We start from the raw sequence: 14,007 nt of genomic DNA on the forward strand, positions 1-14,007 counted from the left end.
CTAGGGGACTTTCATGTCACGAGCAGGGGCCGAGGACAGCCAGGTGCCGGTGTACGACGTGGTCGGAGTCGGGTTCGGGCCGTCCAACCTCGCGCTCGCGATCGCCCTCGCCGAGCACAACGCGGGCTCGGGGGAGACGGTCACGGCGCACTTCCTGGAGCGTCAGCCCCGCTTCGGCTGGCATCGCGGGATGCTGATCGACACCGCGACGATGCAGGTGTCGTTCCTCAAGGACCTCGTGACGATGCGGAACCCGGCCAGCGCGTTCACGTTCCTGAACTACCTGCACGAGAAGGGGCGGCTGGTCGATTTCATCAACCACAAGACCCTGTTCCCGCTGCGCGTCGAGTTCCACGACTACTTCGAGTGGGCCGCGGCGAAGGTCGACGACCTGGTGTCCTACGGCAGCGAGGTCGTCTCGGTCGAACCGGTGCGCGACGGCGACGAGATCGCGTTCTTCGACGTGCGCGCCGAGGCGGACGGCGAAATCACCGAGCTCCGGGCGCGGAATCTGGTGCTGGGAACCGGATTGCGGGCGAAACTGCCCGACGGCGTCGTTGCCGGGGAACGGATCTGGCACAACAGCGAACTGCTGCACCGCGTCGAGTCGTTGCGCGGCACGGACGCGCGCCGGTTCGTGGTGGTCGGCGCCGGCCAGAGCGCGGCCGAGGTCGCCGCCTTGCTGCACGACGAATTCCCTCGTGCCGAGGTGTGCGCGGTGTTCGCCCGTTACGGCTACAGCCCCGCCGACGACAGTGCGTTCGCCAACCGGATTTTCGACCCCGAGGCGGTCGATTCCTTCTACGCGGCAAGCGAACCGGTCAAGGAACGCTTGATGGGCTACCACGGCGCGACGAACTACTCCGCGGTCGACCTGGACCTCATCGACGAGCTGTACCGGCGGCGGTACCAGGAAAAGGTGCTCGGCGTGGAACGGTTGCGGCTGTTCAACATCTCGCGGCCGGTCGAGGTCGCCGACCAGGGCACGCACGTGCGCGCGACGGTCGAATCGCTGGCGACCGGCGAGCGTTCGGTGCTGGACGCCGACGCCGTCATCTACGCGACCGGCTATCTGCCCGCGGATCCGACGTCGCTGCTCGGCGGGCTGGCCGGGCAATGCCGCAGGGACGACGAGGGACGGTTGAAAGTCGAGCGGGACTACCGGATCACCACTGATCCCGTTGTGCGCGGCGGTCTCTATCTGCAAGGCGGCACCGAGCACACGCATGGCATCACGTCGTCGCTGCTGTCGAACACGGCTGTGCGGGTGGGCGAGATCCTGCAGTCCATTGTGGATCGACGAGCCGCCGGGGCTGACCCGGTCGAGTACGCGGTGAGCGGGATTCGCTGAGCGAACTGGGAGAGGACTGAGTGATGACGAATCCGTTCGAAAACCCTGACGGCGTTTACCGGGTTCTCGTGAACGACGAGGGCCAGCACAGCTTGTGGCCGGACTTCGCGACCGTGCCGGACGGCTGGCGGACCACATTTGGCCCGGACGCGCGGCAAGCCTGTCTGGACCACATCGAGCAGAACTGGACTGACCTGCGTCCGCTGTCGCTGATCAGGTCGGAAGAATCCTGAAGCCCGGGCGGGGAATCCGGTGCGAATCCCGGGTTCCCCGTCCGGTTAGCTGGGCTTTGCCTGCCGGATCAGGCGTTGGTGCGGTCCGGCAGGAGTTGAGCCGCGAGCGAGTGTGCGGTGGCGGTGAGCGTGGCCGTGTCCAGCCCGGTCCGGCTCATGAACACGAGCCCTTGTTGTGCGGCGAGAAGGGCTCGCGCCAGTGCGATCGGATCCGCTTCGGCCGGTAGGTCGCCCTCGCGTTGGGCGCGCGCGACGCAGTCGCGGATCAGCGCTGTGGACGTCTCGTAAGTGCGGTGGGCGTGGGCGAGGACTTCCGGATCCGCGTTGCCTAGTTCGCACGTGCTGTTGGCCATGAGGCAGCCGCGCCGTGTGCCGGGTTCGTCAATCGGCGCCTCGATGAGCAGGCGCAGTGCGTCCAGGGCTCGCGGCGTGTCGGAGAGGGCTTTCCGGAGCGCGTCGTGGCTTTCGTCGGTGTAGCTGCGCAGCGCCCGGAGGAAGAGCTGGCGCTTGTCACCGAACGCCGCGTACAGGCTGCCTTTGCCTAATCCGCTGACCCGCATCAGGTCTTCCAGCGAGGTCGCGGCGTAACCGGCGTCCCAGAACTGATCGCGGACGGCGTTGAGCACCTGTTTCTCGTCGAATGTGCGCGGACGTGCCATGCGGACCAGGGTAAAGGTTCTTGACCGCGCGGTCCACCATCCTTATGGTGGACCGCGCGGTCAAGAACTCCGCGGCACGTCGCGGCTTAGGGGAAAGCGGGAAGCGCATGGGAAAGCTGGACAGCAAAGTGGCGATCGTGACCGGCGGGTCGCGGGGGATCGGGGCGGCCTCGGCGCTTGCCCTTGCCGACGAAGGGGCCGACGTCGCGATCAGCTATTCGTCCTCGGCGGATCGGGCCGAGGCCGTGGTCGCGGAACTTGAGGCGAGGGGGGTGCGCGCGGCGGCATTCCGGGCCGACCAGGCGGACGCGGCGCAGGCGGCGGGCTTGATCGGGCGGGTGGTCGAGCGGTTCGGGAAGCTGGACATCCTGGTCAACAACGCGGCCGCGGGCGGCGGTGATCTCGTCGGCAGCGAGTCAGCCGACCAGGTCGCTGTCGAGCGGCAGCTTGCCGTCAACTACACCAGCGTGGTGGCCGGGATCCAGGCGGCGGTGCCGTTGCTGCCTGAGGGCGGGCGGATCGTCAGCATCAGCTCGGGGGTGGCCGCGCGGGCGGGTTTCCAGGGGATGGCGTATTACACGGGCACGAAGTCGGCTCTCGAAGGCTTCAGCCGGGGTGCGGCCCGCGATCTCGCGCAGCGGGGCATCACGGTCAACGTCGTCCAGCCCGGATTCGTTGACACCGAAGGGAATCCCGCCGACAGTCCGGCCGCGTCCATGTTCCTTTCGACCACAGCGATCGGGCGGTACGGCAGGCCGGAGGAGATCGCAGCGGGCGTCGTTTTCCTTGCCAGCCCGCAGGCCTCCTACGTCACCGGTGCGGTGCTGAGGATCGACGGCGGATACGCCGCATAGCCGGATCACTCCGTCCTGCGGAGGCCGGACCAGGCGGTCCAGAGCGTCGCGTATCGGCCGCCCGCGGCGACCAGTTCGTCGTGTGTCCCGGATTCGACCACCGCACCGGCGTCCAGGACGACAATGCGGTCCGAAGCCGCCGCCTGGGTCAGACGGTGCGCCACGATCAAGCCGGTACGACCTTCGAGCGCGGCGGCTGCGGCGGCTTCCAGCGTTTTCGCCCCTGCGCTGCCTGCTTCGGCCGTCGCTTCGTCGAGGATCGCCACCGGCGGGTCGGCGAGCACCAGGCGGACCAGCGCGAGTTGCTGAGCCTGCGTGACGGTCAGCCGGTGCCCGCCCTCGCCGACGACCGTCGCGAGCCGGTCCGGCAACGCTTCGACCCACTCGGCCGCGCCGACTTTCGCAAGTGCCCTTTGGAGATCGTCGTCGCTGGCCTCGGGAGCGGCGAGGCGGAGATCATCCGCCAGCGGGCCGCTGAAGACGTGCACCTCCTGGCTGATCAACGCCACCGCGCGACGGGTGGCGGCCGGGCCGAGCTGGTCGAGCGGAACACCGCCGATCGACACCGCACCCTTGCTGGCCTGGTGGATTCCGGCGATCAGTTTCGCGAGCGTCGTTTTCCCGGCCCCGCTTGCCCCGACCAGCGCGACTCGCTCACCTGGGGCGACTTCCAGATCGACGCCCCGAAGCACCGGATGGTCGTCCACATAGGAGTGTCCGATGTCGACGGCCTTCACCGACGCGTCGACCGGACGGCTCACCCGGGTCGGTTCGGCGGGCACGGGGAGATCTGCCACGCCGATCAGCCGGGACAGGCTCGCGGTCGCCGCCTGCGCGTCGTCTACCAGCGCGAGCGCGGTGTTGATCGGCCCGAAGAGGCTGTGGAAGTACAGCGCGGCCGCCGTCGCGACACCGACGGTCGCGAGATTCGCGCCCACCAAAAGAAAACCGGCGGCAAGTACGGCTGACAGCCCGACGAACTCGGCGAGATTCAGGCGTCCGTAGAAGCGGGTCGCGAGCCGAACTCCTCGCAATGCCAGCTTCACCGCGCCGTTGGACCGTTCGCGGACCCGATCGACGTGCGCGTCCGCGAGACGGAACGCGCGGACCGTCTTGGCGCCGCCGATGGTGTCGAGAAGCTGTTGCTGCTGCGCGCCGACGGCGGCGCGCTGGGCGGCATACAGCGGGGTCGCGCGGCGGACGTACCAGCGGACGGTGTGCAGCTGGATCGGGACCGCCAGCAGGGCCGCGGCGAGGAAACGCCAGTCGAGGATCGCCATCGCGACCAGGGTGAGCACGATCGTCAGCACTGAGCGGGCGAGCGCGGGCAGGGCTTGCCGGACTGCTTCGGCGACGACCGAGACGTCGTTGGTGACGCGGGTGGTCAGGTCGCCGGAACCGGCCTTCTCGACCTGCTCCAGCGGCAGGCCGAGCGCGCGGTCGATGAACCGTTCGCGCAGGTCGGCGAGCATGGTTTCGCCGAGCCGGGCGAGCATCGAGACGCCGATGGCGGTGGCTATCGCGGACGTCACGGCGACCAGGACCAGCCCGGCGACCGGGTACCCGAGCGCGGACGCGGGCTGCCGGGTGGCGACCAGGTCGACGACCCGGCCGAGCAGGGGAGCGGTGAGCAGGCCGATCGCGGTCGCGCCGACCACGAACGCGAAGGACCCGGCGGCGCGGCCTTTCGCCTGGCGCAGCAAGTCGAGCAGCACGGCCCGGACGCGCGGTCCGGCGGCGACGGGCAGAAGTTCGCGTTCGGTCATGACAGCACCGCCGCTCGGTAAGCCGCCTCGGCGCGGACCAGTTGGGCGTGGCTGCCTTCCGCGACGACCTGGCCGTCTTCGATCAGCACGACCCGGTCGGTCGCGGCGAGCAGGGCCGGGCTGGTGGTGACCACGATCGTCGTCCGGTTCCGGCGCAGTTCCGCCACTCCGGTGGCGATGCGGGCTTCGGTGACGGTGTCGACGGCGGTGGTCGGATCGTGCAGCACCAGGACTGTCGCTTCCGTGGCGAGAGAGCGCGCGAGGGCGACGCGTTGTCGTTGCCCGCCGGACAGCGATCGCCCGCGTTCGGTGACCGTCGTAGCGGTGCCGGACGGGAGAGTCGCGGCAACCTCGTCGGCGGCTGAGGCGGTGAGCACTCCGTCGGGGATCGCGGGCATTCCGCCGCGGACGTTGTCTTCTACGGTGCCTTCGAACAGATCGGTGTCGTGCGCCGCGACGAGGACGACGTCGCGGACTCGTTCTGGGTCCACAGTGGACAGATTGACAGCGTCGACGTGGACGGCTCCGCTGCTGGGGTCGGCGAACCGGCCCAGGCAGTCAAGGAGATCGGTGGCCGTGGCGGGGTCGGTGGTGACGACGCCGAGCAGCTCGCCGGGCGGGACGGTGAGGTCGAGCTCGCGGAGTTTTCCTTGCGATACCGCGGAAAACGTCACGCTGCCGCTCGCTGGGACGGGCAGCTCGCCGGTTCCGTCCGGGACAGCTGGGGGAGCGCTGAGCACGGCGGCGACTCGTCCGGCGGAGGCGCGGCCCTGGGCGAGCTGGCCGTTGACCCAGGCGAAGATGGTGAACGGTGTCTGGAGGAACTGGGCCAGTCCGACAGCGGCGACCAGATCGCCGACGGAAATCTCGCCATTCGCGGCGAGCGAGCCGCCGACGAGTGCGACGATCGCGATGAAGATCCCGGTGAGGGCGAGCAGTGCGCCGTTGTGCCAAGCCTGTGCGCGGGCGGCGCGGATGGTCGCCCGCAGGGAATCGCGGCTGGTGCGGCGATAGCGTGCTGTTGCCGCCGGTTCCGCGCCGATGCCCTTCAGGACGCGCAGCCCGCTGACGAGATCGGCGGCGACGCCCGAGGCGTGCGCGGCGCGTTCCTGCTCCAGTTCGCTGCGTTTCTCGAGCGGTTTGCCGATGAGGTGGGCGAGGAAGAGCAGGGGCGGCGTGCCGAGGAGGACGAGCAGCCCGAGCGGCACGGACATCCGGAGGAGCACCACCGCGCTCACGACCAGCCCCGCGAGTGCTGCGATGCCGAACGGAAGCACCGCGTTGACCATCCCGACGCGGCGGGCGTCCGAAGTCCCGACGCTCGCCAATTCCCCGGCGAGCGAGCCGCTTTCCGCTCCGCCGCGAGGATGCAGGACCCGACGGCTGACCGCGAGCCGGATCTCGTGCGCGGCCCGCTCGGACGCCCGCTCGGCGGCTCGCGCGCCGAAACGGTAGCTGGACGAGAGCACGAGAAAGACGACGGCGAGTACGGCGAGCCAGCCGAGGAGGGTGAGGGCGGAACTGTCGCCTGCGGCTCGGTCGAGTACGACGCCGATCACTACGGGGACGAGCGCTTCGCCGCCTTGGTGACCTGCGGCGAGGATGGAGGCGGAGAGGACGGATTTCCGTTGGCCGGTGATGGCGCTGCGGAGGACTTGGCGGCTTGTGGTGGGTGGGGTGGTGGTCACCGGTGCCTCCGCGTGGGGTGGGCGGGTTTGGGGCGGCTGGTGATGGTGTCGTGGAGGGCTTGGCGGCTTGTGGTGGGTGGGGTGGTGGTCACCGGCGTCTCCGCGTGGGGTGGGCGGGTTTGGGGCGGCTGGTGATGGTGTCGTGGAGGGCTTGGCGGCCGGTGGTCGATGGGGTCGTGGTCACCGGAGTCTCCGCGTGAGGTGAGTAAGGGTTGGGCCGGTGGCAGCGCCGTGCAGGAGGCGTCGGCGAGTTGTGGGCGGCGTGGTGGTCACCGGCACCTCTCGGTGGGGCGAGAGGAGGTCGGGCGGATGGCTGCGTGGGCGGGGTTTCGGTTGGCTGGCGGCAGCGCCGCGCCGGAGGCCTCGGCCAGTCGTGGGCGGGATGGTGGTCACCGGTGCCTCCGCGCGGGTGGGTGCCGTTGCCTGGCGGTCGTGCTGGGCAGCGGGTGCTCTCCAGCCGTGGGCTCGGTTGCCGGGACGAGCGCTTCGCCGGTTCTGGTGGCCTGCGGCGCGGATGCGTTTCCGTTGGCCGGTTCGGCAATGCGGAGAACATCGCGGCTGGTGAGGGGTGCGGTGGTCACCAGGGCCTCCGCGTCGGGTTGGCGGAGGTCGGGATGCCGGCGGCGAGGGTTCGCGCCAGGCTGTGCGTTGTCTCCAGCCGGTTGTGCGGGCGTGGTCACCGGCCCCTCCATTCGTGCGGGCGGGGCTGGTTCGTTCGCCGATTGCTCCCGTTTGTCCCGCCAGTTGCGAAGGCTAGCCTAACCTTCGCGGCGCAGGACGGCGGGAGCTGGGGCTACCGGTGGGCGTCGCGGCTGGCGGGCTCGGTTTCCGGGGGCTGTTCTTCGGCTGAGACGGCTGGTTCGGGTTCGCCGAATCGGGCCAGCGCCAGGGCGGCGGCGACGGCGAGGACGAAACCGATCAGCGCGACGACGGCGAAGCCGGGGCGGGTGCGGTCGCCGAGCAGCACGACGCCGATCAGCGACGGCATGACTGTTTCGCCGAGCACCATCATGGCGGTGGCCGTTGTGACACTGCCGCGTTGCAAGGCGGTGGCGAAGAACAGCATCGCCAGAGCGCCTGCGACGGCGACGACGTACAAGGCGGGATCGCGCAGCAGGTCCAGAGGTGCGAGGCTGGGGATGACCCGTCCGGCGACCGCGACCAGGCCGAAGCACAGGCCGGCGACCAGGCCTAGTCCGGCGGTGCGGACGCGGTCGCTGGCGCGGCCGACTAGGAGTCCGGCGATTCCCAGTGCGACGGCGGCACCGGCCAGCGTCAGGCGGAAGGCCAGGCCGACCTCAGTTGAGCCCTCGCTTTCTGCCGACGAACCGAGCAACGCGAGTCCGGCGCACATGACGCCTACGGCGGTCCATTCCCGGGCACCGAGCCGGACGCCGAAGACCCGCACCGCGACTGCTGTTACCGCGAGGCTTGCGGCTTGGGTGGCCTGCACGAGAAAGAGCGGCAGGACGTGCAGGGCGGCGATCTGCGCGACGAAGCCGACGCCGTCTAGCAGCAGGCCGACGACGAACTTCCACTGTCGCAGCACGCGCAGGAGGAGGCGCGGATCGACGCCGGAACCGCCCTCGTCGGGGGCGGCCTTCGCGGCCACCGCCTGCATGACCGAAGCGACGCCGTAGGCCACCGCGGACAGCAGCGCGCACAGAAATCCCCACACCATGACGCCGAGGGTATTCCTGCCCGGCGACGGTAGGGTCGGGGCCATGGCGGAGGTAGAACGCGTCTGGCCGGATCCGCTCGACGGCGACGAGGTGACCGTGCAGACGCGGTTCCTCGACTTCCTCCGGGCGACCGCGGTGCAGAAGGTCGCCGGGCTGACCCGGGAACAGGCGGTCGCGACTCCGTTGCCCAGTTCGCCGCGGACCAGCGCGCTGGGCGTGCTCAAGCACCTGACCGCGGTCGAGCGGTGGTGGCTCGTGATCGAGGCGGGCGGGGCCGACGAGCCGTCGTTGTGGCCGGGGTCGCCGGATCCGAGCTGGGATCTGACCCCAGAGGACGACGTCGCGGGGGTGATCGCGGCTTATCGTGCCGAGCGGGAACGGGCGGTGGCGGCGCTGGCCGGGCTGACGCCGGAGGACCGGACGCGGCGGTCCGGGGAGTTCACTGTCCGCTGGGTGCTGGCGCACGTGGTGCAGGAGACCGCGCGGCACGTCGGGCACCTCGACGCGCTGCGGGAGCTCGCCGACGGCTCCGTGGGGGAGTGAGCGGCGACCGTTAGGCTGCGGGGCATGGCAGACCAGCTCTACTTCCGCCAACTGCTCGCCGGCCGCGATTTCGCCGTCGGGGATCCCGTCGCGACCCAGATGGTGAATTTCGCTTACCTGATCGGGGACCGCGAATCGGGCGAGGCGGTGCTGGTCGACCCGGCGTACGCGGTGGGCGACCTGGTCGAGACGCTGGAGTCCGACGGGATGCGGCTGACCGGCGTGCTCGCGACGCACCACCACCCCGACCACGTCGGCGGCGACATGATGGGCTTCTCGCTGCCGGGCATCGCGGAACTGCTCGCGCTGCGGCCGGTGCCGATCCACGTCAACGCGCAGGAAAGCGAATGGGTGCGCCGGGTGACCGGCGTGTCGGACACCGATCTGCGCGCCCACGAGCACGACGACGTCGTGACGGTCGGTTCGATCGACATCCGGCTGCTCCACACGCCGGGGCACACGCCGGGAAGCCAGTGTTTCCTGGTCGGCGACCGGCTGGTTTCCGGGGACACGCTGTTCCTGGAGGGCTGCGGCCGGACCGACTTCCCGGGCGGCGACGCGGACGCGATTTTCCGCAGCCTGCAATGGCTGGCGACGCTTCCGGGCGATCCGGTCGTGTATCCAGGACACCAGTATTCGCCGGAGTCTTCGGCGTCGCTGTCGCGGGTGAAGGGGACGAACTTCGTCTTCCGGCCCCGGTCGCTGGAGGAATGGCGGCTGATGTTCGGCGGCTGAGCCGGGTCTCGGTTCAGGCGGCCGAAAGCGCGGCGCGGCGCGCAGTGCCGGAGGCTGGCGGCGGAATCGGCTCGTTGGCCGGGAGGTCGCCGCAGCGATGGCGTCGCAGGTTGGCTGCGGGGCGGCGCGGTTGCGCCTATGGGGTGTGCAGTGCGGAGTCGGGGCGAAGAACGCTTGCTGTGCCGTGGAAATAGCCATAGTGATCTTGTACCGCACAGCACCGACAATTTTCGCGACGGCTCCAGACATTCGGTGGTTTGCCAGGGTAGCCGCCGCGATGACCGGCCGGATCACGGACTGAACGCATCGGATGTGCGGAGCTGACTGGGAAACCCCTGAGCAAGCACCAGCACGGCTCGTCCCATGTTCGGCACCAGCCCGGGAAACCCGTCCCGCATCCCGGGCATCCGCGTACCGGCCGGGTGAACAAACCCCGTACACCGGCGTGCGGGTTCCAGTGCGTGAGAGCCGGAAAGCGCGACATTGACTTCACCCGTCCGGGGATCGAAGCTCGGGGGCATGAAGCGCGGCGTCCTCCTCGTGTGCCGCCTGCACGTCGACCTCCGGCAGCAGGCGAGCGCGGTCTGTCTGTCCCGCCGCTGAATCCCGTTCCCTGAACCGAAAACCCCCACCCGGGAGAAATCCGTGTCGATTTCCACCACGGGCGTGCTGCCGCGCGCCGAAACGGCCGCGCCGAAGCGTGCGCCGCGGCGGCGGTTGCCGTCGCTGCGGCGCTGGATCAGCCCGGTCGCGCTGGTCGCGGCGTGGCAGATCGCCAGCTCGACCGGCGCGTTGCCGCCCGACAAACTCAGTTCTCCCCTGACTGTCCTGCAAGCCGGCGTCGACGTCGCCCGCAGCGGCGAACTCGGCAGTGCCTTCGTTGTTTCGCTGGGCCGCGTCGGCGCGGGGTTCGCGCTCGGGGCGCTGGCCGGGCTCCTGCTCGGCGCCGTCGCGGGGCTGTCCCGGTGGGGCGAGGCGCTGGTCGATCCGCCGGTGCAGATGTTGCGCACCTTGCCGTTCCTCGGGTTGATCCCGCTGTTCATCCTGTGGTTCGGGATCGGCGAGGAGACCAAAATCGTCCTGGTCGCCCTCGGCGTGGCGTTCCCGTTGTATCTGAATGTCCACTCGGGAATCCGCACCGCCGATCCACAGCTCGTGGAAGCCGCGCGGGCGCTGGGGTTCACGCGCGGCGAACGGTTGTGGCACGTCGTTCTGCCGGGTGCGCTGCCGCAGGCGCTGGTCGGGCTGCGGCAGTCGCTCGGGGTCGCGTGGCTGGCGCTGATCGTCGGCGAAACGGTGAACGCGGACGCCGGGATCGGTTATCTCATCAACAATGCCCGCGAATTCCTGCGCACCGACGTCGTGGTGGTCGGGCTCGTGGTCTACGCCGTGCTGGGGCTCGTCACCGACGCGCTCGTCCGGCTGCTCGAAAGGAGGGCCCTGCGATGGCGAGCCCGGTAGTAGAGGTCCGTGACCTCGCGAAGAAATTCGGGGACCGGACTGTCCTCAACAGACTCAACCTGGACATCGGCCGCGGCGAGTTCGTCGCGCTGCTCGGACGAAGCGGGTCCGGGAAGTCGACGCTGCTGAAGGTGCTGGCCGGGCTGGATCAGGAGATCGAGGGCACGGCCAGCATTGACGGGACGGTTTCGGTCGCCTTCCAGCAGCCGCGGTTGCTGCCCTGGCGCAAGGTCTGGCGCAACATCGTGCTCGGCCTGCACCAGGACAACGGCCGCGCTGTCGCGGAGAAAGCGCTAGCGGAAGTGCGGCTCGCGGAGCACGCCGACAAGTGGCCGCTCACGCTCTCCGGCGGTGAGGCGCAACGGGTTTCGCTCGCCCGGGCATTGGTCCGCGAGCCGGATCTGCTGCTCCTGGACGAACCGTTCGGCGCGCTTGACGCGTTGACCCGGCTGGCGATGCACCGGCTTGTCGAGGATCTGTGGCGCACGCACAAACCCGCAGTACTGCTGGTGACGCATGACGTCGACGAGGCGCTCGTACTCGCCGACCGGATCCTCGTCCTCGGCGAAGGCCACATCGTCGCCGAACACGTTCTCGGCCAGCCGCGTCCGCGGAAGGCCGCCGACCATGCCGAGGTGCGCAGCCGCGTCCTGGCCGATCTGGGAGTGACCGAAGGTGCACCTGCGTAACGTCCTGGCCGCGGCGCTTCTGCTGACCGGGCTCGCCGCCTGCTCGTCGTCCGCTTCGGACGGTCGCGCGCCGGTGCCCGCCGCGGTGTCGCCCGCCGAGCTGAAGAAGGTCACGCTTCGCGTCGGCGACCAGAAAGGCGGGGTGAAATCCCTGCTCACGGCTGCGAATCAGCTGAGCGGCGCGCCGTACCGGATCGAATGGTCGACCTTCACCTCCGGGCCGCCGTTGCTGGAGGCGGCGTCGGCGGGCGCGATCGACGTCGGCCGGGTCGGCAATACGCCGCCGATTTTCGCGGCGGCGTCGAAGGCGAAGATCTCCGTGGTGAGCGTGGCGAAGAGCAATGTGGAACGGGAAACCATTCTGGTGCCGCCGGATTCGCCGCTGACCGATGTCGCGTCTTTGCGGGGCAAGACGGTCGGTGTGGCGAAGGGGAGTTCGGCGCACGGCCAGCTGCTGAATACGCTGAAGAAGGCCGGTTTGTCCACAAAGGACATCAAGCTCTCGTTCCTGCAACCGTCCGAGGCGTTCGCCGCGTTCACCCAGCACCAGATCGACGCGTGGGCGATCTGGGACCCGTACACCGCGCAAGCCCAGATCGACGCGCACGCCCGGGTGCTCGCCGACGGTCGCGGCGCGTCCAACGGGCTCGCCTTCGAGACGGCCAGCACGACCGCGCTCGCCGATCCGGGCAAGAACTCGGCGATCAAGGATTTCGTGCAGCGCGTGGTGAAAGCCCAGCTGTGGGCCAATTCGCATCCGGACGAGTGGGCGCGCGCGTGGGCGGCGGAGACCGGGCTGAAGCCGGAGGTGGCGAAGAAGGCCGTTTCCGCCGGGCGGGACCGGCCGATCCCGCTGGACGATTCCGTCGTCGCGTCCGAGCAGCAGCTTTCCGACGCGTTCACCAACGAGGGCACGCTGCCCGGGAAGGTCGACTTCGCGGCGTTCGTCGACCGCCGTTACGGGCCCGACATCGAGGCCGCGAGGAGGAACGGATGAGCGTCAAACTGCACTGGTTCCTGCCGACCACCGGGGACGGCCGGACGATCGTGGAACGCTTCCACGCCAACAAGTCCCAGGGGCCGAGCGCGCAGCGGCCGGCGGATCTGGACTACCTGGCGCAGGTCGCCCGCGCGGCCGAGCGGCTCGGGTTCGAGGGCGTGCTGACGCCGACCGGGACCTGGTGCGAGGACGCCTGGCTGACCACCGCCGCGCTGATCCGCGAGACGAACCGGCTCAAGTTCCTGGTCGCGTTCCGCCCGGGCGTCATCTCGCCGACGCTCGCCGCGCAGATGGCGGGCACGTTCCAGCGGCTGTCCGGCGGCCGGGTCCTGCTGAACATCGTGACCGGCGGCGACGCGATCGAACAACGCCGCTTCGGCGACTGGCACGACCACGACGCCCGCTACGCCCGGACCGACGAGTTCCTGTCGATCGTGCGCGGCGTGTGGTCTGGGAAGCCGTTCGACTTCGCTGGCGACCATCTGCGGGTCGAAGGGGCCACGACGCTTGCGGCACCGGATCCGGTGCCGCCGCTGTACTTCGGCGGCTCCTCGGCGGCGGCGCTCCCGGTCGCCGCGCGGCACGCCGATGTGTATCTGACCTGGGGCGAGCCGCCCGCGCAGGTCGCCGAGAAGATCGGCAAGGTACGGGAGCTGGCGGAGGAGGCCGGTCGCACGGTGCGGTTCGGAGTTCGCCTGCACACCATCGCGCGCGACACCTCGGCCGAGGCTTGGGCGGAGGCGCAGAAGCTGCTCGACGCGTTGAATCCGGAGCAGATCGCGAAGGCGCAGTCGCAGCTGGCGGCGAGCGAGTCGGTGGGGCAGCGGCGGATGGTGGCGCTGCACGGCGGCAAGGCCGGGGCGACGGCGCGGGATCTGGAGATCCATCCGCATCTGTGGGCCGGGATCGGGCTGGTCCGCGGCGGGGCGGGGACGGCGCTCGTGGGCGGTTACGCGGAGATCGCGGATCTGATCGAGGAGTACCACGACGCCGGGGTGTCGGAGTTCGTGCTGTCCGGGTATCCGCATTTGGAGGAGGCGTACTGGTTCGGCGAGGGGGTGCGGCCTGAGTTGGGGCGGCGTGGGTTGCTGGACGAGGTGCCGGTGTTGCGGGCGGTGCCGGGGGAGCAGGCGGTGGCTGCGCAGTAGGGATGGTCGCGAGAACCGGCACCGCCGCTCACCAGCCCTCGCGCTGACCGATGCGACGGCGTTGGCGGTGCGGCGAGGTGAGTGCCGTGCGCGCCCAAGGCGGTGCGGGCCGGGGCGAACATGCGAGTCCCGGTGTTGGCGCGGGGCGGCGGAATGCCGGAGCTGGGTGTTGGCGTTGCCGGTGAGAACCGCCAACGT

Annotated in this window: 13 protein-coding genes; 9 read left to right on the top strand and 4 right to left on the bottom strand. The window is 70.0% G+C overall.

The genetic code is table 11. From position 1 onward, the window contains the following. Positions 1–13: 13 nt before the first annotated feature. Both AB5I40_RS02410 and AB5I40_RS02415 read left to right on the top strand, forming a co-directional pair. The gene (locus AB5I40_RS02410) at positions 14–1,351 is read left to right on the top strand and encodes a lysine N(6)-hydroxylase/L-ornithine N(5)-oxygenase family protein (protein WP_370936772.1); all 1,338 of its coding nucleotides are present in this window, start codon (positions 14–16) and stop codon (positions 1,349–1,351) included. 23 nt (positions 1,352–1,374) lie between these two features. After that, on the top strand, positions 1,375–1,584 hold the full coding sequence (locus AB5I40_RS02415; RefSeq protein WP_370936773.1) for an MbtH family protein: 210 nt from the start codon (positions 1,375–1,377) through the stop codon (positions 1,582–1,584). 68 nt (positions 1,585–1,652) lie between these two features. Here the strand turns inward: AB5I40_RS02415 and AB5I40_RS02420 are convergent, their stop codons facing one another. Next, the gene (locus tag AB5I40_RS02420; RefSeq protein ID WP_370936774.1) at positions 1,653–2,243 is read right to left on the bottom strand and encodes a TetR/AcrR family transcriptional regulator; all 591 of its coding nucleotides are present in this window, start codon (positions 2,241–2,243) and stop codon (positions 1,653–1,655) included. Positions 2,244–2,350: 107 nt separating this feature from the next. On the opposite strand from AB5I40_RS02420, the gene AB5I40_RS02425 reads away from it, so the two are divergent. Further along, positions 2,351–3,097 (top strand): SDR family NAD(P)-dependent oxidoreductase, encoded by a 747-nt coding sequence (locus AB5I40_RS02425; RefSeq protein ID WP_370936775.1) that lies wholly within the window; start codon positions 2,351–2,353, stop codon positions 3,095–3,097. A gap of 5 nt (positions 3,098–3,102) precedes the next feature. On the opposite strand, the gene AB5I40_RS02430 is transcribed toward AB5I40_RS02425, so the two are convergent. From AB5I40_RS02430 to AB5I40_RS02440, 3 genes are all read right to left on the bottom strand, one after another. After that, positions 3,103–4,863 carry an ABC transporter ATP-binding protein gene (locus tag AB5I40_RS02430; RefSeq protein ID WP_370936776.1) on the bottom strand — a complete coding sequence of 587 codons (1,761 nt, stop codon included), beginning with the start codon at positions 4,861–4,863 and terminating at the stop codon, positions 3,103–3,105. Continuing rightward, on the bottom strand, positions 4,860–6,551 hold the full coding sequence (locus AB5I40_RS02435; protein ID WP_370936777.1) for an ABC transporter ATP-binding protein: 1,692 nt from the start codon (positions 6,549–6,551) through the stop codon (positions 4,860–4,862). The genes AB5I40_RS02430 and AB5I40_RS02435 overlap by 4 nt, the downstream gene beginning before the upstream one ends. 793 nt (positions 6,552–7,344) lie before the next feature. Next, positions 7,345–8,232: a DMT family transporter gene (locus tag AB5I40_RS02440; RefSeq protein ID WP_370936778.1), complete on the bottom strand. Its 888-nt coding sequence runs from the start codon at positions 8,230–8,232 to the stop codon at positions 7,345–7,347. Positions 8,233–8,275: 43 nt separating this feature from the next. On the opposite strand from AB5I40_RS02440, the gene AB5I40_RS02445 reads away from it, so the two are divergent. The 6 genes from AB5I40_RS02445 (at position 8,276) to AB5I40_RS02470 (ending at position 13,809) form a co-directional block, all read left to right on the top strand. Next, positions 8,276–8,776, top strand: a complete 501-nt coding sequence (locus tag AB5I40_RS02445; protein ID WP_370936779.1) for a DinB family protein — start codon at positions 8,276–8,278, stop codon at positions 8,774–8,776. A gap of 24 nt (positions 8,777–8,800) precedes the next feature. Beyond that, the gene (locus tag AB5I40_RS02450) at positions 8,801–9,511 is read left to right on the top strand and encodes an MBL fold metallo-hydrolase (RefSeq protein WP_344276007.1); all 711 of its coding nucleotides are present in this window, start codon (positions 8,801–8,803) and stop codon (positions 9,509–9,511) included. Between the two features lie 645 nt (positions 9,512–10,156). Further along, a complete protein-coding gene (locus AB5I40_RS02455) occupies positions 10,157–10,972 on the top strand; it encodes an ABC transporter permease (RefSeq protein ID WP_370936780.1) in 816 nt (271 codons plus the stop codon). Beyond that, positions 10,957–11,661 (top strand): ABC transporter ATP-binding protein, encoded by a 705-nt coding sequence (locus AB5I40_RS02460; RefSeq protein WP_370936781.1) that lies wholly within the window; start codon positions 10,957–10,959, stop codon positions 11,659–11,661. The genes AB5I40_RS02455 and AB5I40_RS02460 overlap by 16 nt, the downstream gene beginning before the upstream one ends. Further along, positions 11,648–12,658: an ABC transporter substrate-binding protein gene (locus AB5I40_RS02465; RefSeq protein ID WP_370936782.1), complete on the top strand. Its 1,011-nt coding sequence runs from the start codon at positions 11,648–11,650 to the stop codon at positions 12,656–12,658. The genes AB5I40_RS02460 and AB5I40_RS02465 overlap by 14 nt, the downstream gene beginning before the upstream one ends. Beyond that, positions 12,655–13,809 (top strand): LLM class flavin-dependent oxidoreductase, encoded by a 1,155-nt coding sequence (locus tag AB5I40_RS02470; RefSeq protein WP_370936783.1) that lies wholly within the window; start codon positions 12,655–12,657, stop codon positions 13,807–13,809. Before AB5I40_RS02465 ends, AB5I40_RS02470 begins: the two co-directional genes overlap by 4 nt. The last annotated feature ends 198 nt before the right edge of the window (positions 13,810–14,007 follow it).

The sequence above is a fragment of the Amycolatopsis sp. cg13 genome (genome assembly GCF_041346965.1).
GTDB lineage: Bacteria > Actinomycetota > Actinomycetes > Mycobacteriales > Pseudonocardiaceae > Amycolatopsis.